Consider the following 22,720-nt stretch of genomic DNA (forward strand, 5'->3'; position numbering starts at 1 on the left):
CTCCCGAAGGTGACTCACGTGAGGTACAAGCCGCTCTATTATTTGTTGTGCGGTGCAACTTACGCAAGGTCGGATGTGCGTTGTCCGCGCCCCGCTCCCGTGCGCAGGAGAGCGGGGCGCTAACGCGAGCCTGTACCCATCACCCCATAATCTCGAACTGGTCGAAATACGCCTCGTTGAGCGTCAGGCCCAGGCCCGGCAGGTGGTCGTCGAGCTGCAGGTAGCCGTTGTCCGGCGCCGGTTCGCCCTTGAAGATGTAGTAGAACAGCTCGTTGCCCACCTCCACGTCGTGGACCGGGAAGAACTCCGCCATCGGCGATGCCGTGGACGCCATGGTCAGGTGGTAGTTGTGCATCTGGCCGGCGTGGGGGATGACGGGCACCGACCACGCCTCGGCCATCGCGTTGATCTTCTGCGCGGCGGTGATGCCGCCCACGCGGTTGGTGTCGTACTGGATCACGTCCACCGCGCGCCGTTCCAGCAGGTCCTTGAAGCCGTGCGACGTGAATTCGTGCTCGCCGCCCGAGATCGGGAACGGGCTCATCTTCTTCAGCTCGGCGTAGCCCTCGACATCGTCGGCGATGACCGGCTCTTCCAGCCAGCGCGGATTGAATTCGGCCAGGCGCGGGATCATGCGGCGGGCGTATTCGAGCGTCCAGCCCATATAGCATTCGAGCATGATGTCCACGCCGTCGCCCACCCGTTCGCGCAGCAGGCGTACCTGTTCCAGGTTTTTCTGCATGCCGGCCGGGCCGTCCTTGGGGCCGTAGCCGAAGCGCATCTTCATGGCCGTGAAGCCCTGGTCCAGGTAGCGCTGGGCCTCGCCCAGGAAGGCGTCGCGGTCGTCGTTGTTGTAGAGCTTCGACGCGTAGCACCAGATCTTTTCCTTGGTGCGCCCGCCCAGCAGCTTGAACACGGGCCGGCCGGTGGCCTTGCCCATCAGGTCCCACAGCGCGATATCCACGGCCGAGATGGCCGCCATGCCGATGCCCTTGCGGCCCCAGGCATGGGTGCGGCGATACATCTTCTGCCACAGGTATTCATTGTCGAACGGGTCCTGTCCGATCACGATCGGCGCCAGGTACTGGTCGACGATCTGCTTGGCCACGCGCGGCGCCAGCGCGCAGTTGCCGATGCCCACGTGGCCGTCGTCGGTTTCCACCTCCACCACGAGCCAGTCGTGGAAGCGGAACGACCCCATGGCGTCGCCGCGGTCGTACAGGATGTCGGTGGCGTTGGTGCAGAAGTGCGCCTGCGGCGGCACCGTCTTGCCTTTCCATTGAAAGACGCGGGCGCGGACGTTGGTGATTTTCATGATCGGGTCCTGGTGGCGATGGGGTCAGGCGGCGTGGGCGTCCGCCAGCCGGCGGGCACCCATTTGGCAGGCCAGGTGGAAGGCCTGCAGCGTGGCGCCCGGATTGGCACGCCCCTGCTGCGTGATGTCGAACGCGGTGCCGTGGGCCGGGGTCGTGATCGGCACGGGCAGACCGCCCTGTACCGTCACGCCGCGCGAGAAGCCCATCAGCTTGATGCCGATCTGGCCCTGGTCGTGGTACATCGTGACGATGGCGTCGAACTGGCGCTGGTCCGGCCCGCCCTGGACCTTCAGGAAGATGGTGTCCGCCGGGAACGGGCCCTGGGCCGCCACGCCGCGCGACTGCGCCTCGGCCACGGACGGGCCGATCACATCGATTTCCTCGCGGCCAAACGCGCCGTTGTCGCCGTTGTGCGGGTTCAGGCCGCACACGGCAATGCGCGGGGTGGCCACGCCGGACCGGCGCAGCGCGTTGTCGATCAGGTCGATGGCGTCGCGCACGCGGGCCGGGGTAATCAGCGCGGGCACCTCCTTGATGGCCACGTGCGACGTCACGCGCGACGTCCACAGGCCGTCCAGCACATTGAATTCGCAGAACGGGCCACCGTAGCCCAGCTTCTCGGCAAACCAGTGCAGTTCGTCGTTGTGGCCCATGCCGGCCGCATGCATCGAGCTCTTGTTGAGCGGGCCGAACAGGATGGCGTCGGCCTGGCCCGCCTGGGCCAGCGTGACCGCCACCTGCAGCGTACCCAGGCAGTAGCGGCCGCCGGCGGCGCTGGCTTCGCCGCGCGGGTAGGCCGGCTTGTCGTCGAGGTTCCAGTGATACAGGCGCGGGCCATGCTCGGTGCCCTGAAAGTCGGGCCGCTCCACTTCAGGCAGCGCCAGGCTCACGCCGGCCACTTCCATGCCGCGCCGCCATTCGTCGCGGTCGGCAATCAGCAGGATGCGCGCCTGCGCGGCAACGGGGTCGGCCAGCAGCCGGGCGATCAGTTCGGGGCCGATGCCGGCGGGGTCGCCGAGCACCATGGCAATACGGGGGCGTTGGGGCATGTTTGGGTCCAGTCGGTCCAGTCCGTCGATTCCGTCGATTCCGTCGGTTCAGTCCAGTTTCACGCCGAGTTCGGCGATCAGCTTGCCGTAGCGCGCATATTCGCTGCGCGAGAAGGCGTCGAATTGGGCGGGGTCCATCGCGCCGGGCACGGCCCCCACGTCGGCCAGGCGGCGGACGGTGTCGGGGTCTTTCATGACCTGGGCCATGGCGGCGCTGATCTTCTGCAGCGTGGCGGGCGGCGTGCCGGCGGTGGCGTAGACGCCGTACCAGGTGTTGGCCTGGATATCGGGTACGCCGGCTTCCTTCAGCGTGGGCACGTTGGGCAGCAGCGCCGATCGTTTGTCGGACGTCACCGCCAGCGCGCGCAACTTGCCGGCCTTGATGTGGTTGATGACGGACGGCATGGTCTCGAAGCTCATGTCCACCTGGCCGCCCATCAGGTCCACCAGCCCGCTGGCGCTGCTTTTGTAAGGCACGTGCAGCATCTTGCCGTGGATCTGGTGCACGAAGGCCGCCGCCGCCAGATGCTGCGTGCTGCCGACGCCCGACGAGCTGTAGCGATACTTGTCCGGGTTGGCCTGGATCTGGGCCACCAGCGTCTTCGCGTCCTGGATCGGCAACTGGGTGTTGACGACCAGCACGTTGGGCACCTGGGCCACCAGCGCCACGGGCACCAGGTCCTTCAGCGGGTTGAACTGCAGCTTGAGCAGGTGCGGCGCGATGGCCTGCGACGTCGATACGCCCATCAGCAGCGTGTTGCCATCGGGCTGCGCCTTGGCGGTCATGTCGGCGGCGATGGTGTTCGACGCGCCGGGGCGGTTGTCGACCACCACGGGCTGCTTCAGGATGGCGGACAGCTTGTCTGAAACGATCCGCGCCATGATGTCGGTGCCGCCACCGGGCGCGGCGCCTACCATCATCCGGATCGGGCGGGCGTCGTCAGCCCGGGCGCTGGGCGCCGCCATGGCAAAGCAGGCAATGCCGGCCAGTGCGCCAGCCATCCATGTCTTCATGATTGTCTCCGTCGTGGGCAGTCTGTGCTGCGTGACGTCCACTATACGGAGATGAGTACCCCCGGAAAAATGAGTATTTCTGAAGCGGCGATAAGCGGCGGTGATATCGGGGTTAACACGGCAGGGGGCGGCAGGGGTCTAGGCGGCGCGCTGGGCCAGTGGCCGAGCGATTACCGCAGGCGATCACCGTATGCCCAGGATTCAATAGGCAGGCCCCCCGGCGGCCCGTATATTGGGCGGCACATCACAACAAGGAGACGGCATGACTTCAAGCGTGGCCCCCGCCGCGAACGCGCCTGTATATCGCGGCGTGTTTCCGGTTGCACCGACCATCTTCGACGCCCAGGGCGGGCTGGACCTGGACGGCCAGCGCCGCTGCATCGACTTCATGATCGATGCCGGGTCGCACGGCATCTGCATCCTGGCCAACTTCTCCGAGCAGTTCGTGCTGACCGACGACGAGCGCCAGCTGCTGATGACCACCGTGCTCGACCACGTGGCTGGCCGCGTGCCGGTGATCGTCACCACCACGCACTTCAGTTCGCGCATCTGTGCAGAGCGCAGCCGCGCCGCCCAGGACGCGGGCGCCGCCATGGTGATGGTCATGCCGCCGTACCACGGTGCCACGATCCGCGTGCCGGAACGCAGCATCTACGAATTTTTCGAGACGGTATCGGCGGCCATCGACATCCCGATCATGATCCAGGATGCGCCGGTCAGCGGCACCACGCTGTCGGCGCCGTTCCTGGCGGGCATGGCCCGCGAACTGGCCAATGTGTCGTATTTCAAGATCGAGGTGCCGCAGGCGGCCGCCAAGCTGCGCGAACTGATCGCGCTGGGGGGCGATGCCATCGTCGGGCCGTGGGACGGCGAGGAAGCCATCACGCTGATGGCCGACCTGGAAGCCGGCGCAACCGGCGCCATGACCGGAGCCGGCTACCCGGACGGCATCCGCCAGATTCTGGATGCCTGGCAGTCCGGCGATGCCGACGCGGCGGCCGCGCGCTACCAGCAATGGCTGCCGCTGATCAACTACGAAAACCGGCAGGGCTGGCTGGCCACGGCCAAGGTGCTGATGCAGGAAGGGGGCGTGATCCGCTCGGATGCCGTGCGCCATCCTCTGCAGCCCATGCATCCGGCCACGCGGGAGGGTTTGCTGAAGGTGGCGCGCCGGCTTGATCCGCTGGTGCTGCGCTGGGGACGGTAAGCGGCCGGGTGGCAGTCAGACGGCTTGGGCGCGCAGCGTGTCGATCAGCAGGCTCATCGACGCCGACACCGGGCGCCCGCGCCGCGTGACGATGCCGTACGGCCCGAGCTTGATCGGCAGGGGCAGCGGCAGCACGGCCACCGCGCCAAGCTGCGCGTACCAGGCGGCCACCGATTCCGGCAGCACGGCAATCAATTCGCTGTCGATCAGCAGCGACGTGGTCATCAGCACGGCGGCCGTCTCGATGGTCGACGGGGGCGCCGGCACGCCGGCATCCTCGAAGGAACGGTCCAGCAGCGCCCGCATGGGGCTGGGGCGGGGCTGCATGATCCACGGGTAGCGGGTCAGTTCGGCAAAGGTCAGCGTGGGCTGGCCGGCAAGTGGATGCTGCGGCCCGACCACGATGGCCAGGCCTTCGTCGCCAAGCTGCTCGAAATCCAGCGCGTTGCTGTCCCAGCCTTCCGGTACGCGGCCCAGCACCACGTCGAGCTGGTCGCGCTCCAGCTGTGGCATCAGCACGTCGCTGGTGTCCACCTGCACGGCGATTTCCAGTTGCGGATGGTCGCGATTGAGCTGGCGGATCGCGCTGGCAAGCAGCCCCGGCGTGGGGGCCATCACCGCGCCGACGCGCACGCGGCCGATCTTGCCCGATTCCAGCGCCACCAGTTCATCGCGCAAACCGGCCATGTCGGCAAACACAAGCTTGGCGTAGCGCGTGGCCGCGCCGCCAAAGCGCGTGGGGCGCAGGCCGCGCGCATGCCGCTCGAACAGCGCCAGGCCCAGCAGGTCTTCCATGTCCTGGAGCATCTTGCTGACGGCCGGTTGCGACAGCGTGAGCGCCTCGGCCGCCTGGCGCAGCGATCCGCGTTCCTCGATGGCCACCAGCAGGCGCAGGTGCTGCATCTTCAGGCGGTTGTGCAGGGCAGAGACGGACGGAATCATGGGCGCGGATATGGCAAGGGCGGCTAGGGTGGGCCAGAGTGCGGCAGGGCTGGCGCGTCATTCTAATGCGTCGGCCCTTTCAACCCTTCCGTTCCGCCCGTGCTTCACGTCCTGCCCGCCCAGACTGCCGGCCGCCGGTCAGCCCATGGGTGCGCCTGCTCGATCTGGCCGGCCAGCCGCAATAGCGTCGCCTCCTGCGCAAAGCCGGCACCGAACTGGATGCCGATGGGCAACCCGGCATGCGGTCCCGCTGGTGCGGTGGCCATCGGCACGGACATGGCGGGTAGCCCTGCCACGTTGAAGGCCGGAGTAAAAGGCGAGTGCCGGAACACGCGCGCCGTCCACGCCAGGCCGTCCATCTGCCCGGCGCCGGCCGCGTAGGTGCCCACCGGCTCGGGCAGGTCCGGCATGGTGGGCGTCATGATGACGTCGGCGTTGTCGAACCAGCCAGCCGTGGCGCGCGTGACGGCATTGCGCACATCCAGCGCCGCCGCGAAGGCCGCGCCAGTGACACGCTGCCCGTAGCGATAGGCCGCCAGCGTGGCAGGTTCCAGCGTATCGGCATCCACGCGCCGGCCAGTCTGCACGGCGATGGCGTCGATCCAGTTCACCAGCGTGGCACACCAGATTTGCGCATTGGCATGGACGAAGGCATCCCACGACACGCCCAGGTCCGGGCGCTGCAGGTCGATGTGGTGGCCCAGTGCTTCGAGCTTGCGGGCGGCGTCGGTGGTGGCATCTGTCACAACTTGTGACACGGCGCCATCGTTCCAGGGCGCCAGCATCAGCCCGATACGCAGGCGTCCCGGATCGCGGCCGACTTCGGCCAGGAACGGCTGCGCGGGACGCGCGGTGTGGTACGGCTCGCCGGCTGCCGTACCGTGGATGGCATCGAGCAGGGCGGCGCTGTCGCGCACGGTGCGGCTCAGGCCGCCCTGCACGCCAAGCCCGGCGAATACTTCATCGAGTCCCGGCCCATTCGAGACCCGGCCGCGCGTGGATTTCAGACCGAACAGCCCTGTGAACGACGCCGGCACGCGGATCGATCCCGCTGCATCGGTGGCATGGGCCAGCGGCACGATACCGGCCGCCACCGCCGCAGCAGCGCCACCGCTGGACCCCCCGGCGCTGCGCCGCGTGTCCCACGGGTTGCGGGTCTGGCCTTGCTGCAGCGATTCGGTGGCCGTGCTGAACGCCATTTCGGGCGTTGCGGTGCGGCCCAGCGTGACCAGCCCGGCGGCGCGCAGCCGCTGCATCAGGCTGGAATCGCCCGGTGCCACCAGCCCGGCCGCCAGCCGCGACCCCAGTTCCAGCCGCTTGCCGGCCATGGCAATCGCCAGGTCCTTGATCAGGAAGGGCACGCCGGCGAACGGCCCATCGACTGAAGCGTGACCGGCGTCGGCCAGTGGCCAGTGCTCGACCACCGCGCCGATGGCGGGGTTGACGGCCGCGATGGCGTCGCGTGCCAGTTCAGCCAGTTCGTGGGGTGTGACGTCCTTGCGGGCGACAAGGGCGGCCAGGCCCAGCGCGTCATGGGTAACGTATTCGCTCAGTTTCATGTTGGCTCCAGGTTGCAGGGGGATGGGTGCATCGTAGGGATGACGGGGCTTGCTGATTAGTCCGCTGCAATGGGCATCATTGACCCATTGATGGGACAATCGCCGCTATTTCGATTCTGGAGTGGACCGCCATGGCCGCGGATCTCAACGACACGCTGATCTTTGTGCGCGTGGTGCAGGCGGGCAGTTTCACGGCCGGTGCGCGGCTGCTGAAGATGCCGAAGACCACCGTCAGCCGCCGCGTGATGGCGCTGGAAGCGCAACTGGGCGCCCAGTTGCTGCATCGGACCACGCGCCGGCTGGGCCTGACCGAGGCGGGTGGGCTCTACTACGCGCATGCGCGCGACCTGGTGCGCCAGATCGACGACGCCGAGGCGGCGGTCCACCAGTTGCAGGCCGGCCCGCGTGGCTGGTTGCGTGTGACGCTGCCTTACTCGTTCGGCACGGCGTGGATCGCGCCGCTGCTGGCGGACTTTCGCGCGGCCTATCCGGATGTCAGGCTCGAAATCCTGGCCTCGCACGTGCCGCTCGACTTGGTGGCCGATGAGATCGACGTGGCGCTGCGCCTGGGCGTGCTGCCCGATTCCGACCTGGTGGCGCGCCGGCTCGCCAGCTTTGCCACGGGCGTGTATGCCAGCCCCGGCTACCTGAAGCGCGCCGGCGTGCCGGCACATCCATCCGAACTCGAAGGCCATGCCACGCTGGCCCTGCACCAGGCGCGACGCGAGCGCGGCTATGCGTGGCCGCTGCGCAAGGAGGGCGGACGGACCCAGTACTTTGCCGTGGACCCGGTCATCGTCGCGAGCGATCCGGCGCTGCTGCACGATGCGCTATGCGCGGGGCAGGGCACATCGTTGGCCATGCACCAGAGCATGGCTGCCGACGTCAAGGCGGGCCGGCTGCGGCGCGTGCTGCCCGAATGGACGGGGCCGGCGCAGGATTTCAACGCCGTATTTCCGCGCGGTGCCGTGGCGTCGCCCAAGGTGCGTGCCTTTGTGGATTTCCTGCGTGCGCGGCTGGAGACGGATTGACGGAGGATGGAAGCCCTGTGGTGCGGTAAATCTTCCACGCCGCCGGACAGGTCTACATGGCGGCCCACGGTGCCCGGCGCCGGTTCGGGCGCCTGGGGCCGGGTCAGCGGCGGTACAGAACTTGCGTGGTTTCCGAAGATCGCGACAGACGCGCCAAGGAGACCCAGATGACACAGAAGCTGCAGAAAAACCCCTGGTTTCGCCCCGCTGTGCGCAACGAAGGCAGCGACTGGGCCGTGCACGACCAGACCGAGGACTTTGCCGGGCCGGATGCTTATCCGCGCCCATGGGCGCGCGGCGCCCGGCCGGATGCAAGCGTCTACGAAACATCCCATGTCGACCCGGCCGCCTATGGTATTGCCGACGATGACGGGCTGCGCACGGCGCCTGGCCGCGCCCGCTGGCATCGCGCGGCGGACGTGAACTGGCAGGACCGGCATGAGGACGGCGCCTTGCGCTATCGGGCCGGGGCAGGCGGCCGCGTGGCAGGAATCCCCCGGGAAGCCGAGCATGGCTATGGCGGTGGTTATGGTGGCCATGGTGGCAGGGACGGCGGCAGGGATGGTGGCAGGGATGGTGGCGGTTACGCGGGCGGCTATGGCGAGCCCGTTCATCGTTCCGAGCCAGTCTGGCCAAAGGGCTATGTCCGCTCTGACGCCCGCATTCGCGACGATGTCTGCACGCGCCTGGCGCACGACGGCCACGTCGATCTGGGTGAAGTGGAGGTCGATGTCGACGCCGGCGTGGTCACCCTGCGCGGGGCGGCCCAGGACCGGAGCGAGAAGCATCGCATCGAGGACATCGCCGACCATGTGATGGGCGTGAAGGACGTCCATAACGAACTGCGCGTTCGCTGATGCGCTGACGGGCACGCGATCGGCCCGGCGGCGACTCCGGGCCGATCGACACCTGGCCTCAACTCCCCCACCTCACTGCCGCCTCACTACCATCGCTGGCCGCCACGCGTTCTGTGCGGATACCGGCTACGAGCCTTTCTGTCCTGAAAGGTTGATGCTGCATCGCAAAATCCCCGTTTGGCCCCGACAGGCACCGGCCTTGCCGCCATGCGGACAGGGTCATGTTGCGCTGCGCCGCAGCATCGAATTGTTGCGCCCTGCAGAATGAATGCGCCCCGTCATTGCCTTGACATTGCGTGAACCAAAGTCTTACGCTCGCGGCCATGTACAAAAGACGTTCGCATGTAGAACGCTGGTTCGATATGCGGTCATTTCGACTCTCAGGAGACAAACCTTGAACAAGGTTGCCGGGTTCTTTACTGAACTGATGCGCCGGTATTTGCCGGACCCCTTCGTGTTTGCCATCGGCCTGACGCTGCTGAGCATGGTCATGGCGATGCTGGTAGAGGGGCAGGGTGCAAGCGCCATCATCACCAATTGGGGCAAGGGCTTCTGGAACCTGCTCTCGTTCACCACGCAGATGGCCGTGATCCTGGCCATGGGCTACGTGCTGGCCACCGCGCCGCTGGTGGACCGCTTCCTGAACAGCATCGTGGCCCGCGTGGCCACGCCGCGTGGCGCCATCATCGTCGCCACCCTGGTGGGCGGCATCGGCAGCTACCTGAACTGGGGCTTCGGCCTGGTGATCGGCGGCATCATCGCGCGCAAGCTGGCCGTGAAGGTCAAGGGCGTGCACTACCCGCTGATCATTGCGTCGGCCTATAGCGGCTTCACGATGTACGGCCTGGGCCTGTCGGCCAGCATTCCGGTGCTGATCTCCACGCCGGGGCACCCGATGGAAAAGCTGATGGGCGTCATCGCGCTCAAGGACACCATCTTCTCGGTGCCGATGCTGCTGACCAGCCTGGCCGTGATCGTCACGCTGCCGCTGCTCAACGCGATGCTGCATCCGCGCGACGCCAGGGACGTGGTCGAGATCAAGGAAGAACCGGAGGCCAGGGAATCGGCAGCCGGCGGCCATAGCATGGGCATCGAGAACACGCTGGCCGCGCGCATGAACAACAGCCGCCTGCTGAGCCTGCTGATCGGCCTGTGCGGCATGGCCTATGCGGTGCTGTACTTCGTGCAGGGCGGTACGCTGGACCTGAACCTGATCAACTTCCTGATCCTGTTCATTGGCGTGCTGCTGCTGGGTACGCCGGCCAACTACGTGGCCAAGCTCAACGAGGGCATCAAGACGATTTCGGGCATCATCCTGCAATATCCGTTCTACGCGGGCATCATGGCGGTGATGGCGGGCTCGGGGCTGGTGGATACCATCTCGCGCGTGTTCGTCGACATCGCCACGCCGCAGACCCTGCCGTTCTGGGGCCTGGTCAGCAGCTTCGTGATCAACTTCTTTGCGCCGTCCGGCGGCGGTCACTGGGTGATCCAGGGTCCGTTCATGATCGATGCGGCCAAGGCCATCGGCAGTTCGGTGGCGCAGACGTCGATGTCGGTGATGCTGGGCAACGCGTGGAATGACCTGGTGCAGCCGTTCTGGATCCTGCCGGCGCTGGCGCTCTCGAAGCTCAAGCTCAAGGACGTGATGGGCTACACCGTGATCATGATGTTCTGGGTCGGTGCCATCTACATCGTGGCGCTGCTGGCCTGGGGCATGGCCACCCACTGAAGTCTTTCCGCCGCCGTACAACGTAGTACAACCTGGAGACCTCGCATGCCGTACCTGATCGAAACCTTCGACAAGCCGAACCACCAGCACGTGCGCCAGGCCAACCGGCCCACGCACCTGGACTACCTGGAAGCCAACAAGCAGCTGCTGCTGGCCTGCGGCGCGAAGCTCAACGACGACGGCAGCGATGGCGGCGGCGGGATCTACATCCTCGACGTCGACACGCGCGAGGCCGCCCAGGCCTTTATCGAGGCCGACCCGTTCCACCAGGCGGAGCTGTTTGCCGAGGTCAAGATCGTGCGCTGGCGCAAGGCGTACCTGGACGGCGTTCGCCACATCTAAGCCGATACCTGAGCCGATACCTGAGCCGATACCTGAGCAGTCCTCATGAAACGATGGAAGCAACGGCCCGAAGGCGCCAACTGGGGCGACTTCGGCGATGACGACCAGCTTGGCCGCCTGAACCTGATCACCCCGGCCTGCGTGCGGGCCGCCGCCCAGGAAATCCGCAGCGGCCGCACGTTCTGCCTGTCGCTGCCGCTGGACCTGCCCGGTGGCAACGTGCTGAACCCGCGCCGGCATCCGCCGGTGCTGCGGCCCACGTTCCGCGACGACGTGGCCTACGTCAACTTTCCGCTGGCCAAGGTCGACCCGCGCGCGCTGGACGTGCTCAGCGACGACCAGGTGCTGCTGTCGATGCAGTACTCCACGCAATGGGATTCGCTGGCGCACGTGGGCGCGCTGTTCGATGCCGACGGCGACGGCGTGGCCGAGCGGGTCTACTACAACGGCTTTCGGCCCAATACCGATATCGTCGGCCCGGTGGACTACGCCGAAGCCGATCACTTCGCGGCGCACGCCTGCGGCCACGACCACAGCCACGCCGAAGCGCTGGGCATCGAGACGTTCGCCACGCACGGCATCCAGGCGCGCGGCGTGCTGGTGGACCTGGCCCATCACTACGGCCGCGAATGCCGCACGGTGGGCTACGACGACCTGATGCGCGTGATCGACGCCGACCGCGTGGCGGTGGGCACCGGCGACATCCTGGTGCTGCGCACCGGGTTTGCCGAGATGCTGGTCGAGATGGCCGGCCAGCCCGACGTCGAGGTCCTGCACAACAGCTGCTGCGCGCTGGACGGGCGCGACGCGCGCCTGCTGCAGTGGATCACCGATTCCGGCATTGCCGCGATTGCCGCCGACAACTACGCGGTGGAGCGCTATCCGGCGCGTGCCGTGCCCGACAGCGCCGGCCCGGTGCCGATGCTGCCGCTGCATCACCACTGCCTGTTCAAGCTGGGTTTGCCGCTGGGCGAACTCTGGCATCTACGCGACCTGGCCGCGTACCTGCGTGCCGAAGGCCGCCACCGCTTTTTCCTGTCGGCGCCGCCGCTGCGGCTGCCGGGCGCGATGGGCTCGCCCGTGACGCCGGTTGCCACGGTCTGATGCCGCCACGCGCATTCCACCCATTTACCAAGAAGGAGCCGCCATGCTGTTCATGGTCGAAATGACTGTCCGTATCCCCCATTCGCTCGATCCGCAGGTGGCGGACAAGATCAAGGCCGAGGAAAAGGCCTACTCCCAGCAACTGCAGCGTGACGGCAAGTGGCGCCACCTGTGGCGCGTGGCCGGCCAGTACGCCAACGTGAGCATCTTCGACGTCAAGGATGCCGACGAACTGCACACGATCCTGACGGCGCTGCCGCTGTATCCGTACATGGAAATGCAGGTCACCGCGCTGGCGCAGCACGGTTCGGCCACCGCCCAGAACTGAGCGGGAGCCCGATCATGCCGTTTGCCGAACTGTCCGCCCCGTCCAGCGTCAAGATCCACTACCAGCTCGACGGCGATGCCAGCCTGCCGGTGCTGGTGCTGTCCAATTCGCTGGGTACGAACTTCGAGATGTGGCAGCCGCAGATGGCTGCACTGACCCAGCATTTCCGGGTGCTGCGCTACGACACGCGCGGCCATGGCCAGTCGGCCGTGACCGAGGGCCCGTACCGCATCGCCCAGCTGGGCGGCGACGTGATCGCGCTGCTCGATCACCTGGGCCTGCAGCGCGTGCATTTCTGCGGCCTGTCGATGGGTGGCATCACGGGCATGTGGCTGGCGCTGAACCACGCTGACCGCCTGCAGAAGCTGGTGCTCTGCAATACGGCCGCCTACATCGGCCCGCCCGAGAACTGGACCAACCGCGCCGCCGCCGTGGAGCGCGACGGCGTGGCATCGATCGCCGCCGCCGTGGTGGACAAATGGCTGACGCCCGATTTCGCGGCGCAGCAGCCCGAGCTGGTGCAGCAGTTGCGCGCCATGCTGAGCGCCACCGATGCGCGTGGCTATGCCGCCAATTGCCTGGCCGTGCGCGATTCGGACCTGCGTGCCGACATTGGCCGGATGACGACGCCCACGCTGGTCATTGCCGGTTCGGGCGATATCCCGACGCCGCCCGCCGATGGCCGCTACCTGGCCGACACCATCCCGGGCGCGCAGTACGTGGAGCTGTATGCCGCGCACCTTTCCAACCTGCAGCAGGTGGACGGGTTCTCGCAGGCAGTGGTGAAGTTTCTTGCCGGCTGACCATCGGCAGCCGCCCGCCGGGCTGTAATATCCCCGTCCTTGGACAGGGTGACGGATTCGGGATGGCAATGAACGGACGGTGGTGGCGGATCGGCATGGCGTTGTTGGGCACGGTGCTGCTCGGCGATGGCGTCATGCTGATGGGCAAGGGCTTGCTCAACTTCGGCGTGGTGCTGCCGGTCCTGATCGGGCTGGCCGCGCTGGTGCTGGCCCTGCGCTGGGACGCCATCGCCCGCTGGCGCCGGACGCGGCCACGCATGCAGTGGCTGTGGCGGGCCGGCTGGATCGCCTTCGTGTTGTGGGTGGTCAGCGTGGCGGTGTTCTTCCGTTTCATCGGCAGTGCCGCCACGGCAGACACCTGGCGCGCGACCACGCCGGCGGCGGTCATCGTGCTCGGCTCGGGCACGCCGCACTGTGCAATTTCTCCCACGCTGAAAGCCCGTCTCGACACGGCGCTCGCGCTGGCGCGCAGCCTGCCGGCCATGCCGGCTGTACCTATCGTGGTGAGCGGGGGGCAGGACTTTGGCCTGCAATGCGCCGAGGCCGACCTGATGGCCGACTATCTGATCGCCCAGGGGCTTGCGCCGGATCGGCTGATCCGCGAGAGCCGCAGCACCAGCACCGACGAGAACCTGCGCTTCAGCCGCAGCCTGCTGGCCCAGCATGGGGTGGCGGCCACGGGGCCGGTGGTGGTGGTGACGAGCGACTTCCACCTGCTGCGCGCCGAGCGCATCGCACGCAAGGCTGGCTTCTCGTCCGTGACCGGCGTGGGTGCCCCCACGCCGCTCTACCTGCGCTACAACGCCTGGCTGCGCGAATACTTCGCCTATATCAGCGGCTGGGCGCTGGGCGAGTACTGATCAGACCGGGATGCCGAAATGGTCCGCGCGGGCCATCGGCCAGTACTTTTCCCACAGGCTGAAACGCAGGTTGCCGTTGACCAGGTCGCCCGGCTGCAGGAAATCGAACAGCTCGGACATCGGCTTGACCTCGCTGGGCGACAGCCGGCGCACGATATGGTGCGGGGTCAGCTCGCCGGGCGAATGCAGCCCGGCCGCCTGCAGCAGTTCCTGCAGCGCATGCACCGTATGACGATGGAAATTGGCCACGCGCTCGGCCTTGTCCGGCACCACGATGGCGCGCTGGCGGACCGGGTCCTGCGTGGCCACGCCCACCGGGCAACGGTCGGTGTGGCACTTCTGCGCCTGCACGCAACCCAGCGCGAACATGAAGCCACGGGCCGCATTGCACCAGTCGGCGCCCATCGCCAGCGTGCGGGCGATGTCAAAGGCGCTGATCAGCTTGCCACTGGCGCCGACGCGGATCTTGTCGCGCAGGTTGGCGCCCACCAGCGTGTTGTGAACCAGCAGCAGCCCTTCCTGCAGCGGCACGCCAATATGGTCGACAAACTCAAGCGGCGCCGCGCCGGTGCCGCCTTCGGCGCCATCGACCACGATGAAATCCGGCAGGATGCCCGATTCCAGCATCGCCTTGACCACGCCAAAGAAATCCCACGGATGGCCGATGCACAGCTTGAAGCCGGTGGGCTTGCCGCCCGACAGGTTGCGTAGCCGATCGACGAACTGCAGCAGTTCCAGCGGTGTGGAGAATTCGCTATGGGCGGCGGGCGACACGCAATCGACACCCATCGGCACCCCGCGCGTGGCCGCGATCTCCGGCGTGATCTTGGCTGCCGGCAGCACCCCGCCATGGCCGGGCTTGGCGCCTTGCGACAGCTTGACCTCGATCATCTTCACCTGCGGGTCGGCCGCCTGTTTGGCGAAGAGGTCGGGGTCGAAGCTGCCGTCGGCGTGGCGGCAGCCGAAGTAGCCCGAGCCCAGTTCCCAGATCAGGTCGCCGCCTTCGGCGCGGTGATACGGCGATATCGAACCCTCCCCGGTGTCGTGCGCGAACCCGCCGATCTTCGCGCCGCGATTGAGCGAGCGGATGGCATTGGCCGACAGCGCGCCGAAGCTCATGGCGGAAACGTTGAAGACCGAGATGTCATAGGGCTGGGCGCGGTCGGCGCCCACCGTGATGCGGAAATCGGCCGAAGGGATCTTGGTCGGGGCCAGCGAGTGGCTGATCCATTCGTAACCCGGGCGCTTGACGTCCGATTCCGTGCCGAACGGGCGGCTATCCACCTCGTTCTTGGCGCGCTGGTACACCAGGCTGCGCTGGGCGCGCGAGAAGGGCGCCTCGGACGTATCGTCCTCGATGAAGTACTGGCGGATCTCCGGGCGGATGAACTCCAGGAAAAAGCGCGCGTGACCCCAGATCGGATAGTTGCGCAGGATGGCGTGGCGGCGCTGGAGCAGGTCGTGGACCCCCACCAGGCATAGCGCCAGCGGCAGCGCGACCCACCACCACGACAGGGCATGGGTGGCCGCCAGGCCGGTCAGGGCGATCAGGCCGCAGGCCGCGAGGGCCACGGCGCCATAACGACGCTCGAACATGAGAGGGACTCTTTTCAGGTTTTTTGGGGCAACCCCGGATGATGGCGCTTGGCGGGATGCAAGTGAAGTATCGGCACTGGAAACGTTGTTTTGATAATCGGACAACAAAATGCCATTAACTGCCAAAGAGACGGCGGGTCCACGCCGGGGTGGTTGGGCGGAGGGGGCGGCAGGCAAGGGCGCGCAAGGAAGCCAGGGGCTTTCAATAATGCGATTAACCGCCATGACGTGACCCCCAACGCATTTCGCGGCGCGATGCTGCAGCGCCGCGTTTGCGCCGGCAGGGCAGTGGGATACAGTACCCCGCAGACCGACAAGGAGACAGCGATGGACCTGCGGCAACGCGAGCACATCGAGACCGTGGTGCATGCCACCACCTGGCTGCCCCTGCCTGCCGAATCCGCCGCGCCGATCGGGCACGACGCCATGATCCAGAACTCGTGGCGGCGCTGCGTCCATCAGTACGGCCTGGACCCCTCGCGCATGCAGGAGGCCCGCATCGTGCCGCAGTCGTGCCTGCGCGAACACCAGCAGCGCATCGACGACTTCGCGCGCATCGCCCGCCACGGCCTGGAATCGCTGTATGGCCACGTGGCCGGTCTGGGCTACGTGGTGCTGCTGACCGATGCCCAGGGCGTGACCGTCGACTATATCGGCGACGCCAATACCGATGCCGCGTTGCGCCACGCCGGGCTCTACCTGGGGTCGGAATGGAGCGAGGCCGGCGCGGGCACCTGTGCCGTCGGTACGGCCCTGGTCACGGGCGAGGCCCTGACCGTCCACCAGGCCGACCACTTCGACGCCACGCATATCCCGCTGACCTGCACCGCCGCGCCGCTATTCGACACCCAGGGCCGGCTCAACGCGATTCTGGACATCTCGGCGCTCACGTCGCCCAACGCCAAGGCCAGCCAGGGCCTGGCGCTGCAAATGGTGCGGATCTACGCCGCCCATATCGAAAATGCCAACTTCCTGCGCGTCCACCATCGGGACTGGATACTGAAGCTGAACGTCGCGCCGGAGTTTGTCGACGTCAATCCCGAATACCTGCTGGCGCTGGACGCCGCAGGCCGCATCGTCGGCTGCAACAACCGCGCCCGGCGGATGCTGGAGGGCGAAAGCCCGGGCACGCCCGTCCTGGGCCAGTCGTTCGAGACGCTGTTCGATGCTCGGATCGAGGATCTGGGGCGCTACGTCTATTCCCGGCCCAGCGAACAGCGGCTGGTGGCGCTGCACCGTAGCGGCGGGCTGCTGTACCTGAGCGTGTTGCCACCCGCGCTGCGCTGGCAGGCGCGACCCGAGGCCCAGCCCGCGGCACCATTGCCGGCCGCCCTGGCGGCGCTGAGCGGCGGCGACGCCGCGATGCAGCAGCAGTTGCAGCGCGCGGCACGGCTGGTCGATGCGCGTATCCACCTGCTGATTCACGGTGAAACCGGCAGCGGCAAGGAGTATTTCGCCAAGGCGCTGCACCAGGCCAGCGCGCGTCGCGCCCAGCCGTTCGTGGCGTTCAACTGCGCGGCCATTCCCGAAACGCTGATCGAAAGCGAACTGTTCGGCCACCTGCCCAACAGCTTTTCCGGGGCGGGCGCGCGCGGCAAGCGCGGCCTGATCCAGGAGGCCGATGGCGGCACGCTGTTTCTCGACGAGATCGGTGACATGCCGCGCGACCTGCAGTCGCGGCTGCTGCGTGTGCTGGCCGAGGGCGAGGTACTGCCCATCGGCGCCACGCGGCCGGTGCCCGTCAATGTGCGCGTGATCTCGGCCACGCACCACCGGCTGGACGCGCTCGTGGAAGGCGGCCAGTTCCGCGAGGATCTCTATTACCGCCTGAACGGGGCGCGCTTCGCGTTGCCGCCGCTGCGCGAGCGGCAGGACCTGGACTGGCTGATCGACAAGATGCTGGCCGATGGCGATGGTGGCCAGTCCGGCCAGCGCAGCCCGCGACAGGTCACGCTGGCCGATACCGCGCGCCAGCGGCTGCATGCCCACCGCTGGCCGGGCAACCTGCGCGAGCTGCGCAACGTCATCGAATACGCCTGTGCGATCTGCCACGGCGGCGTGGTGACGCCAGACGACCTGCCCGATGGCTTCGCGGAAGACGGCACGCCGAGCCCGGCGTTGGCGGCTGAGGCGGGCGCTGACGCCACGCCGCAGGCGCTGCCGCCCGACGCCATGCTGCTGATGCAGTACCTGCGCGCGTCGGGCTGGAACCTGAGTGCGGTGGCGCGGCAGATCGGCATCAGCCGCATGACGCTGTACCGGCGCATGGAACGGTATGGCATCGCGTCGCCCAACCGGCGCGATGGCGGCCAGCCGTGACGACTGTCCAGCCCTGGACAGCTGTACTGTGACACCTGTCACACCCTGACCCTGCGGATCGGCGTGCGGCCTCCGGGTTATCCCGTGGGCCCGAGGCCGATTTCCTGCTGTTTCCGGCCCTGGCGCCGCCGCCAGCCCCTTGGCACACCCATTGCAATGTCCCTGTCACGACAAGAGCGACAGGAGACAGGCCATGGGAGTACCGCTGGTCGGCATCATCGCCAATCCCGTATCGGCACGCGATATTCGCCGCGTGATTGCCAACGCCAACAGCCTGCAGCTGGCTGACCGCGTCAATATCGTGTTGCGCCTGCTGGCCGCGCTGTCGGCCTGCGGCATCGACCGCGTGATGATGATGCCGGACCGCGAGGGCCTGCGCGTCATGCTCACCCGTCACCTGAACCGCCACCAGGGGCCCGATGCCCGCCTGCCGGCGGTGGAGTTCATCGACATGCCGGTGACAGCGCGCGTCGACGATACGCTGCACGCCGCCCGCCATATGGCCGACGCAGGCGTGTCCGTCATCATCGTGCTGGGCGGCGACGGCACGCACCGCGCCGTGGTGCGCGAATGCGGCGCGGTGCCGATTGCCGGGCTGTCCACCGGCACCAACAACGCCTTCCCTGAAATGCGCGAGCCGACCATCACCGGGTTGGCCGCCGGCCTGTACGCCACCGGGCAGATCCCGGCCGGACGGGCGCTGGCCTCGAACAAGCGGCTCGATATCGTGATTCGCGACGCCGATGGCGGCTTCCGGCGCGATATTGCCCTGGTCGACGCCGTGATCGCGCACGAGCAGTTCATCGGCGCCCGTGCGCTATGGCGGGCCGACACGCTGGCCGCCGTCTACGTGGCCTATGCCGATCCGCAGGCGATTGGCCTGTCCGCCATCGCCGGGCTGCTGGAGCCGGTGGGCCGGCGCGAGCCCGGTGGCCTGGCCATCGAGCTGGCACCGGCCGGCGAGGGCGCCTTCGATTTGCTCGCGCCGATTGCCCCGGGCCTGCTCTGCACGGTACCGATTGCGGGCTGGCACCGCATCGCGCACGCCCGGCCGCACCGTGTGCGCCAGCGCGCCGGCATCGTCGCCCTGGACGGCGAACGCGAGCTGGCATTCGGGCCGCGCGACGAGGTCACCGTCACGCTGCACGACCACGCGTTCCGCAGCATCGACGTGGCGGCCTGCATGCGCTATGCCGCGAGCGAACACCTGATGCGCAGCGTACCGGCGCTGACCTGATCCTGATTCCGTCATCCCCCCATCACAAGCCACCCACTACAAGGCAGTACCACCACCAAAGGAGACGACCATGAGCGCCAGCCCTTCGCAGTCAGCGCAGTTGCCCCTCGACAGGGAGACATTGCTGACCGTGTACCGCAAGATGCGGACGATCCGCGATTTCGAGGAACGCCTGCATGTGGATTTTGGCCGGGGGGATATTCCCGGCTTCGTGCACCTCTACGCCGGCGAGGAGGCGGCGGGCGTGGGCATTCTTCACCATCTGCACGATGGCGACCGCATTGCCAGTACCCACCGTGGCCATGGCCACTGCATCGCCAAGGGGGTGGACCCGGTGGCGATGATGAAGGAGATCTACGGCAAGAAGGGCGGCTCCTGCAATGGCAAGGGCGGGTCGATGCATATCGCCGACCTGTCGAGGGGGATGATGGGCGCCAACGGCATCCTGGGCGCGGGCGCGCCGCTGGTCTGTGGCGCCGCGCTGGCGGCCAAGTTCCGTGGCAAGGGCGAGGTGGGCATCACGTTCTGCGGCGACGGGGCGTCGAACCAGGGCACCTTCCTGGAAAGCCTGAACCTGGCGGCCGTATGGAACCTGCCGGTGATCTTCGTCATCGAGAACAACGGCTACGCAGAATCCACGTCGCGCGACTACGGCACGGCCGTCGACAGCTACGTGGATCGTGCAGCGGGCTTCGGCATTCCGGGCGTAACCGTGGACGGCACCGACTTCTTCGCCGTGCACGAGGCAGCGGGCGAAGTCATCCGGCGCGCGCGCGAAGGCGGCGGCCCGTCGCTGCTGGAATGCAAGATGGTCCGCTTCTACGGCCACTTCGAGGGCGATGCCCAGACCTATCGCGGCGCCGGGGAGCTGGACGATATCCGCGCCAACAAGGACTGCCTGAAGCTGTTCACGCGGGCCGTGACCCAGGCCGGCGTGGTGACGCGCGACGAGTTCGATGCCATCGACCGCGAGGTGGCCGCGCTGATCGACCACGCCGTGCAGGAAGCCAAGGCCGCGCCGCTGCCGGGGCCCGAAGACCTGCTGACCGATGTCTATGTGAGCTACTGATCGATCGACTGGACGCGAGCGTCCGGGCATCCAAGCCATTCCAATACAAGGAGACATCAACATGGCCCGCAAACTCAGCATGAAGCTGGCGATCAACGAAGCGATCGACCAGGAAATGACCCGCGATCCGAGCGTGATCATGCTCGGCGAGGATATCGTCGGCGGCGCAGGCGCCGATGGCGAGAAAGACGCCTGGGGCGGTGTGCTCGGCGTGACCAAGGGGCTGTACGCCAAGCACGGCGACCGTCTGCTGGACACGCCGCTATCCGAATCGGCCTACGTCGGGGCCGCGATCGGCGCCGCCGCCTGCGGCATGCGCCCGATTGCCGAACTGATGTTCATCGACTTCATGGGCGTCTGCTTCGACCAGATCTTCAACCAGGCCGCCAAGTTCCGCTACATGTTCGGCGGCAAGGCCGAAACGCCGGTGGTGATCCGCGCCATGGTCGGTGCGGGTTTTCGCGCAGCGGCCCAGCACAGCCAGATGCTGACGCCGATCTTCACGCATATCCCCGGCCTCAAGGTGGTGTGCCCGTCCACGCCGTACGACACCAAGGGCCTGCTGATCCAGGCCATCCGCGACAACGACCCCGTGATCTTCTGCGAGCACAAGAACCTGTATGGGCTGGAGGGCGACGTGCCCGAGGGTGCCTACGCGATTCCGTTCGGCGAGGCCAATATCGCGCGGGACGGCAAGGACGTGACCATCGTCAGCTATGGCCTGATGGTGCATCGCGCGCTGGAGGCGGCGGCCACGCTGGCCAAGGATGGCATCGAGGCCGAGGTGATCGACCTACGCACGCTGTCGCCGCTGGACATGGACACCGTGCTTGAGTCGGTGGAGAACACCGGCCGCCTGGTGGTGGTGGACGAAGCCAGCCCCCGCTGCAACATCGCCACCGACATTGCCGCCCAGACCGCGCAGCAGGCGTTTGGCGCGCTCAAGGCCGGCATCGAGATGGTCTGCCCGCCGCATACGCCGGTGCCGTTCTCGCCCACGCTCGAAGACCTGTATATCCCCAGCGCGGCCCGCATCGTGGAAGCCGTGCGCAAGACCATGAAGGGAGGCAAGCACTGATGGCCGCAGCAATCACCCCGATCGTGATGCCCAAGTGGGGCCTGTCGATGAAGGAAGGCACCATCAATGCCTGGCTGGTCGACACCGGCGCCAGGATTACCGTGGGCTTGCCGATCCTTGATGTGGAAACCGACAAGATCGCCAACGCCGTGGAGGCCCCCGACGCCGGCACGCTGCGGCGCAAGGTGGCCGAAGCGGGCGACGTGCTGCCCGTGAAGGCGCTGCTTGGCGTACTGGCACCCGATGAGGTCAGCGATGCGGAAATCGACGCGTATGTCGCCGGCTATGAGACGCCGGCCGATGACGAGGATGAAGATGAGGCCGGCCCCGCCTATCAGTTCGTGGAGGTCGACGGCCTGCGCGTCCGCTACGCCCGCAGGGGCCACGGCGCCGAAGCGGTGCTCTTCCTCCACGGCTTCGGTGGGGATCTGGACAACTGGCTGTTCAACCTCGATCCGCTGGCGGACACGTACACCGTGGTGGCGCTGGACCTGCCTGGGCACGGGCAGACCACGCCCCGCCTGGCTGGCACGACGCTGGCGGAGATGGCAGGTTTCGTGACGCGCTTCCTCGACGCCGTGGACATCGGCCAGGCGCACCTGGTGGGGCATTCGATGGGCGGCGGCATCGCCGCGCAACTGGCCGTGGACGCCCCGCAGCGCGTGCTGTCGGTGGCGCTGGTGTCGCCGGTGGGCTTTGGCGACGAGATCAACAACGGCTACACGGAGGGCTTTGTCAACGCGCAGTCGCGCCGCGACCTGAAGCCGGTCATCGAACTGCTGTTCGCCAATCCCGATCTGGTCAGCCGGCAGATGCTGGACGACCTGCTGCGCTACAAGCGGCTTGACGGCGTGCCGGAGGCGCTGGCCGCACTGGGCGCCAGCCTGTTCGCTGACGGCCGCCAGCGCGAGCAGCCGGGCCGCCAGCTGGCCGAGGCAGGCAAGCGCACGCTGATGATCTGGGGCGCCCGGGATCAGGTCGTCCCACCGGCCCACGCGGACAACGCCCCGGCCGGCGCCACCGTCACGGTGTTCGACGACGCCGGCCATATGAGCCAGATGGAAAAGGCCGGCGAGGTGAACGGGCTGCTGAGGGGGCATCTGGCGGGGTAGGGCGGTTGTGGACCGCAGCTTGCTTCGCCAGAGATGGTCTCTGTAGTGGTCAAGTTTTTTCAGACAGGTATTAGGGTGGTCTGTTGGAACTTGTCCTCGTAGTCTGTTGGCGACGTGTAGCCCAGTGTCGAATGCAAGCGCACCGGGTTGTAGAAGCCCACGATG

General features: G+C 67.4%; 20 protein-coding genes. 14 read left to right on the plus strand and 6 right to left on the minus strand.

The window, feature by feature from the left end:
* Positions 1-139 precede the first annotated feature (139 nt).
* The 3 genes from CYJ10_RS15800 to CYJ10_RS15810 are packed head-to-tail and all read right to left on the minus strand — an operon-like array spanning position 140 to position 3,379.
* Positions 140-1,315 carry an L-rhamnonate dehydratase gene (locus CYJ10_RS15800; RefSeq protein WP_101682414.1) on the minus strand — a complete coding sequence of 392 codons (1,176 nt, stop codon included), beginning with the start codon at positions 1,313-1,315 and terminating at the stop codon, positions 140-142.
* A gap of 24 nt (positions 1,316-1,339) precedes the next feature.
* Entirely contained in the window at positions 1,340-2,365 is a 1,026-nt protein-coding gene (locus CYJ10_RS15805) for a 4-hydroxythreonine-4-phosphate dehydrogenase PdxA (protein WP_101682415.1), read from the minus strand.
* 48 nt (positions 2,366-2,413) lie between these two features.
* Positions 2,414-3,379 (minus strand): Bug family tripartite tricarboxylate transporter substrate binding protein, encoded by a 966-nt coding sequence (locus CYJ10_RS15810; RefSeq protein ID WP_101682416.1) that lies wholly within the window; start codon positions 3,377-3,379, stop codon positions 2,414-2,416.
* Positions 3,380-3,641: 262 nt separating this feature from the next.
* Between CYJ10_RS15810 and CYJ10_RS15815 the strand changes: the two genes are divergently transcribed.
* Positions 3,642-4,586, plus strand: coding sequence for a dihydrodipicolinate synthase family protein (locus tag CYJ10_RS15815; RefSeq protein WP_101682417.1), 945 nt, complete (start codon positions 3,642-3,644; stop codon positions 4,584-4,586).
* Between the two features lie 15 nt (positions 4,587-4,601).
* On the opposite strand, the gene CYJ10_RS15820 is transcribed toward CYJ10_RS15815, so the two are convergent.
* Both CYJ10_RS15820 and CYJ10_RS15825 read right to left on the minus strand, forming a co-directional pair.
* Complete coding sequence (locus tag CYJ10_RS15820; protein WP_101682418.1) at positions 4,602-5,528, minus strand: LysR family transcriptional regulator; 927 nt, start codon at positions 5,526-5,528, stop codon at positions 4,602-4,604.
* Between the two features lie 104 nt (positions 5,529-5,632).
* Positions 5,633-7,087 carry an amidase gene (locus CYJ10_RS15825; RefSeq protein ID WP_101682419.1) on the minus strand — a complete coding sequence of 485 codons (1,455 nt, stop codon included), beginning with the start codon at positions 7,085-7,087 and terminating at the stop codon, positions 5,633-5,635.
* Positions 7,088-7,218: 131 nt separating this feature from the next.
* Here CYJ10_RS15825 and CYJ10_RS15830 point away from each other — a divergent pair, with 131 nt between their 5' ends.
* From CYJ10_RS15830 to CYJ10_RS15865, 8 genes are all read left to right on the plus strand, one after another.
* Positions 7,219-8,118 (plus strand): LysR family transcriptional regulator, encoded by a 900-nt coding sequence (locus tag CYJ10_RS15830; RefSeq protein ID WP_101682420.1) that lies wholly within the window; start codon positions 7,219-7,221, stop codon positions 8,116-8,118.
* 167 nt (positions 8,119-8,285) lie between these two features.
* A complete protein-coding gene (locus tag CYJ10_RS15835; protein WP_180862947.1) occupies positions 8,286-8,975 on the plus strand; it encodes a BON domain-containing protein in 690 nt (229 codons plus the stop codon).
* A 394-nt stretch (positions 8,976-9,369) separates the two neighbouring features.
* On the plus strand, positions 9,370-10,707 hold the full coding sequence (locus CYJ10_RS15840; protein WP_101682422.1) for a short-chain fatty acid transporter: 1,338 nt from the start codon (positions 9,370-9,372) through the stop codon (positions 10,705-10,707).
* A gap of 45 nt (positions 10,708-10,752) precedes the next feature.
* Positions 10,753-11,049 (plus strand): YciI family protein, encoded by a 297-nt coding sequence (locus CYJ10_RS15845; protein ID WP_101682423.1) that lies wholly within the window; start codon positions 10,753-10,755, stop codon positions 11,047-11,049.
* Between the two features lie 45 nt (positions 11,050-11,094).
* Positions 11,095-12,153: a cyclase family protein gene (locus CYJ10_RS15850; protein ID WP_101682424.1), complete on the plus strand. Its 1,059-nt coding sequence runs from the start codon at positions 11,095-11,097 to the stop codon at positions 12,151-12,153.
* Between the two features lie 43 nt (positions 12,154-12,196).
* Positions 12,197-12,481: a muconolactone Delta-isomerase gene (catC, locus tag CYJ10_RS15855; RefSeq protein ID WP_101682425.1), complete on the plus strand. Its 285-nt coding sequence runs from the start codon at positions 12,197-12,199 to the stop codon at positions 12,479-12,481.
* A 14-nt stretch (positions 12,482-12,495) separates the two neighbouring features.
* Positions 12,496-13,284 carry a 3-oxoadipate enol-lactonase gene (gene pcaD / locus CYJ10_RS15860; protein ID WP_101682426.1) on the plus strand — a complete coding sequence of 263 codons (789 nt, stop codon included), beginning with the start codon at positions 12,496-12,498 and terminating at the stop codon, positions 13,282-13,284.
* 62 nt (positions 13,285-13,346) lie between these two features.
* Positions 13,347-14,144 carry a YdcF family protein gene (locus CYJ10_RS15865; RefSeq protein WP_257993353.1) on the plus strand — a complete coding sequence of 266 codons (798 nt, stop codon included), beginning with the start codon at positions 13,347-13,349 and terminating at the stop codon, positions 14,142-14,144.
* On the opposite strand, the gene CYJ10_RS15870 is transcribed toward CYJ10_RS15865, so the two are convergent.
* Positions 14,145-15,740, minus strand: a complete 1,596-nt coding sequence (locus tag CYJ10_RS15870) for an FMN-binding glutamate synthase family protein (RefSeq protein WP_101682428.1) — start codon at positions 15,738-15,740, stop codon at positions 14,145-14,147.
* 327 nt (positions 15,741-16,067) lie between these two features.
* Here CYJ10_RS15870 and CYJ10_RS15875 point away from each other — a divergent pair, with 327 nt between their 5' ends.
* The 5 genes from CYJ10_RS15875 to CYJ10_RS15895 all read left to right on the plus strand — a co-directional run bounded on the left by CYJ10_RS15875 (position 16,068) and on the right by CYJ10_RS15895 (position 22,555).
* Positions 16,068-18,059, plus strand: a complete 1,992-nt coding sequence (locus CYJ10_RS15875) for a sigma-54-dependent Fis family transcriptional regulator (RefSeq protein WP_101682429.1) — start codon at positions 16,068-16,070, stop codon at positions 18,057-18,059.
* 193 nt (positions 18,060-18,252) lie between these two features.
* Positions 18,253-19,296 (plus strand): ATP-NAD kinase family protein, encoded by a 1,044-nt coding sequence (locus tag CYJ10_RS15880; RefSeq protein WP_101682430.1) that lies wholly within the window; start codon positions 18,253-18,255, stop codon positions 19,294-19,296.
* Positions 19,297-19,366: 70 nt separating this feature from the next.
* The gene (locus CYJ10_RS15885; RefSeq protein WP_101682431.1) at positions 19,367-20,365 is read left to right on the plus strand and encodes a thiamine pyrophosphate-dependent dehydrogenase E1 component subunit alpha; all 999 of its coding nucleotides are present in this window, start codon (positions 19,367-19,369) and stop codon (positions 20,363-20,365) included.
* A 61-nt stretch (positions 20,366-20,426) separates the two neighbouring features.
* Positions 20,427-21,443 carry an alpha-ketoacid dehydrogenase subunit beta gene (locus CYJ10_RS15890; protein ID WP_101682432.1) on the plus strand — a complete coding sequence of 339 codons (1,017 nt, stop codon included), beginning with the start codon at positions 20,427-20,429 and terminating at the stop codon, positions 21,441-21,443.
* A complete protein-coding gene (locus tag CYJ10_RS15895; RefSeq protein ID WP_101682433.1) occupies positions 21,443-22,555 on the plus strand; it encodes an acetoin dehydrogenase dihydrolipoyllysine-residue acetyltransferase subunit in 1,113 nt (370 codons plus the stop codon). Before CYJ10_RS15890 ends, CYJ10_RS15895 begins: the two co-directional genes overlap by 1 nt.
* Positions 22,556-22,720: the final 165 nt, after the last annotated feature.

Source organism: Cupriavidus pauculus (genome assembly GCF_002858765.1).
Classification (GTDB): domain Bacteria; phylum Pseudomonadota; class Gammaproteobacteria; order Burkholderiales; family Burkholderiaceae; genus Cupriavidus; species Cupriavidus pauculus_B.

What these genes read in the sequence shown, in the direction of transcription:
- catC (WP_101682425.1), top strand. Translation starts at nt 12,197, where the DNA reads ATGCTGTTCATGGTCGAAATGACTGTCCGTATCCCCCATTCGCTCGAT.
- CYJ10_RS15815 (WP_101682417.1), top strand. Translation starts at nt 3,642, where the DNA reads ATGACTTCAAGCGTGGCCCCCGCCGCGAACGCGCCTGTATATCGCGGC.
- CYJ10_RS15830 (WP_101682420.1), top strand. Translation starts at nt 7,219, where the DNA reads ATGGCCGCGGATCTCAACGACACGCTGATCTTTGTGCGCGTGGTGCAG.
- CYJ10_RS15890 (WP_101682432.1), top strand. Translation starts at nt 20,427, where the DNA reads ATGGCCCGCAAACTCAGCATGAAGCTGGCGATCAACGAAGCGATCGAC.
- CYJ10_RS15800 (WP_101682414.1), bottom strand. Translation starts at nt 1,315, where the DNA reads ATGAAAATCACCAACGTCCGCGCCCGCGTCTTTCAATGGAAAGGCAAG.
- CYJ10_RS15805 (WP_101682415.1), bottom strand. Translation starts at nt 2,365, where the DNA reads ATGCCCCAACGCCCCCGTATTGCCATGGTGCTCGGCGACCCCGCCGGC.
- CYJ10_RS15810 (WP_101682416.1), bottom strand. Translation starts at nt 3,379, where the DNA reads ATGAAGACATGGATGGCTGGCGCACTGGCCGGCATTGCCTGCTTTGCC.
- CYJ10_RS15875 (WP_101682429.1), top strand. Translation starts at nt 16,068, where the DNA reads ATGGACCTGCGGCAACGCGAGCACATCGAGACCGTGGTGCATGCCACC.
- CYJ10_RS15835 (WP_180862947.1), top strand. Translation starts at nt 8,286, where the DNA reads ATGACACAGAAGCTGCAGAAAAACCCCTGGTTTCGCCCCGCTGTGCGC.
- CYJ10_RS15850 (WP_101682424.1), top strand. Translation starts at nt 11,095, where the DNA reads ATGAAACGATGGAAGCAACGGCCCGAAGGCGCCAACTGGGGCGACTTC.
- CYJ10_RS15895 (WP_101682433.1), top strand. Translation starts at nt 21,443, where the DNA reads ATGGCCGCAGCAATCACCCCGATCGTGATGCCCAAGTGGGGCCTGTCG.
- CYJ10_RS15865 (WP_257993353.1), top strand. Translation starts at nt 13,347, where the DNA reads ATGGCAATGAACGGACGGTGGTGGCGGATCGGCATGGCGTTGTTGGGC.
- pcaD (WP_101682426.1), top strand. Translation starts at nt 12,496, where the DNA reads ATGCCGTTTGCCGAACTGTCCGCCCCGTCCAGCGTCAAGATCCACTAC.
- CYJ10_RS15870 (WP_101682428.1), bottom strand. Translation starts at nt 15,740, where the DNA reads ATGTTCGAGCGTCGTTATGGCGCCGTGGCCCTCGCGGCCTGCGGCCTG.
- CYJ10_RS15845 (WP_101682423.1), top strand. Translation starts at nt 10,753, where the DNA reads ATGCCGTACCTGATCGAAACCTTCGACAAGCCGAACCACCAGCACGTG.
- CYJ10_RS15825 (WP_101682419.1), bottom strand. Translation starts at nt 7,087, where the DNA reads ATGAAACTGAGCGAATACGTTACCCATGACGCGCTGGGCCTGGCCGCC.
- CYJ10_RS15880 (WP_101682430.1), top strand. Translation starts at nt 18,253, where the DNA reads ATGGGAGTACCGCTGGTCGGCATCATCGCCAATCCCGTATCGGCACGC.
- CYJ10_RS15885 (WP_101682431.1), top strand. Translation starts at nt 19,367, where the DNA reads ATGAGCGCCAGCCCTTCGCAGTCAGCGCAGTTGCCCCTCGACAGGGAG.
- CYJ10_RS15820 (WP_101682418.1), bottom strand. Translation starts at nt 5,528, where the DNA reads ATGATTCCGTCCGTCTCTGCCCTGCACAACCGCCTGAAGATGCAGCAC.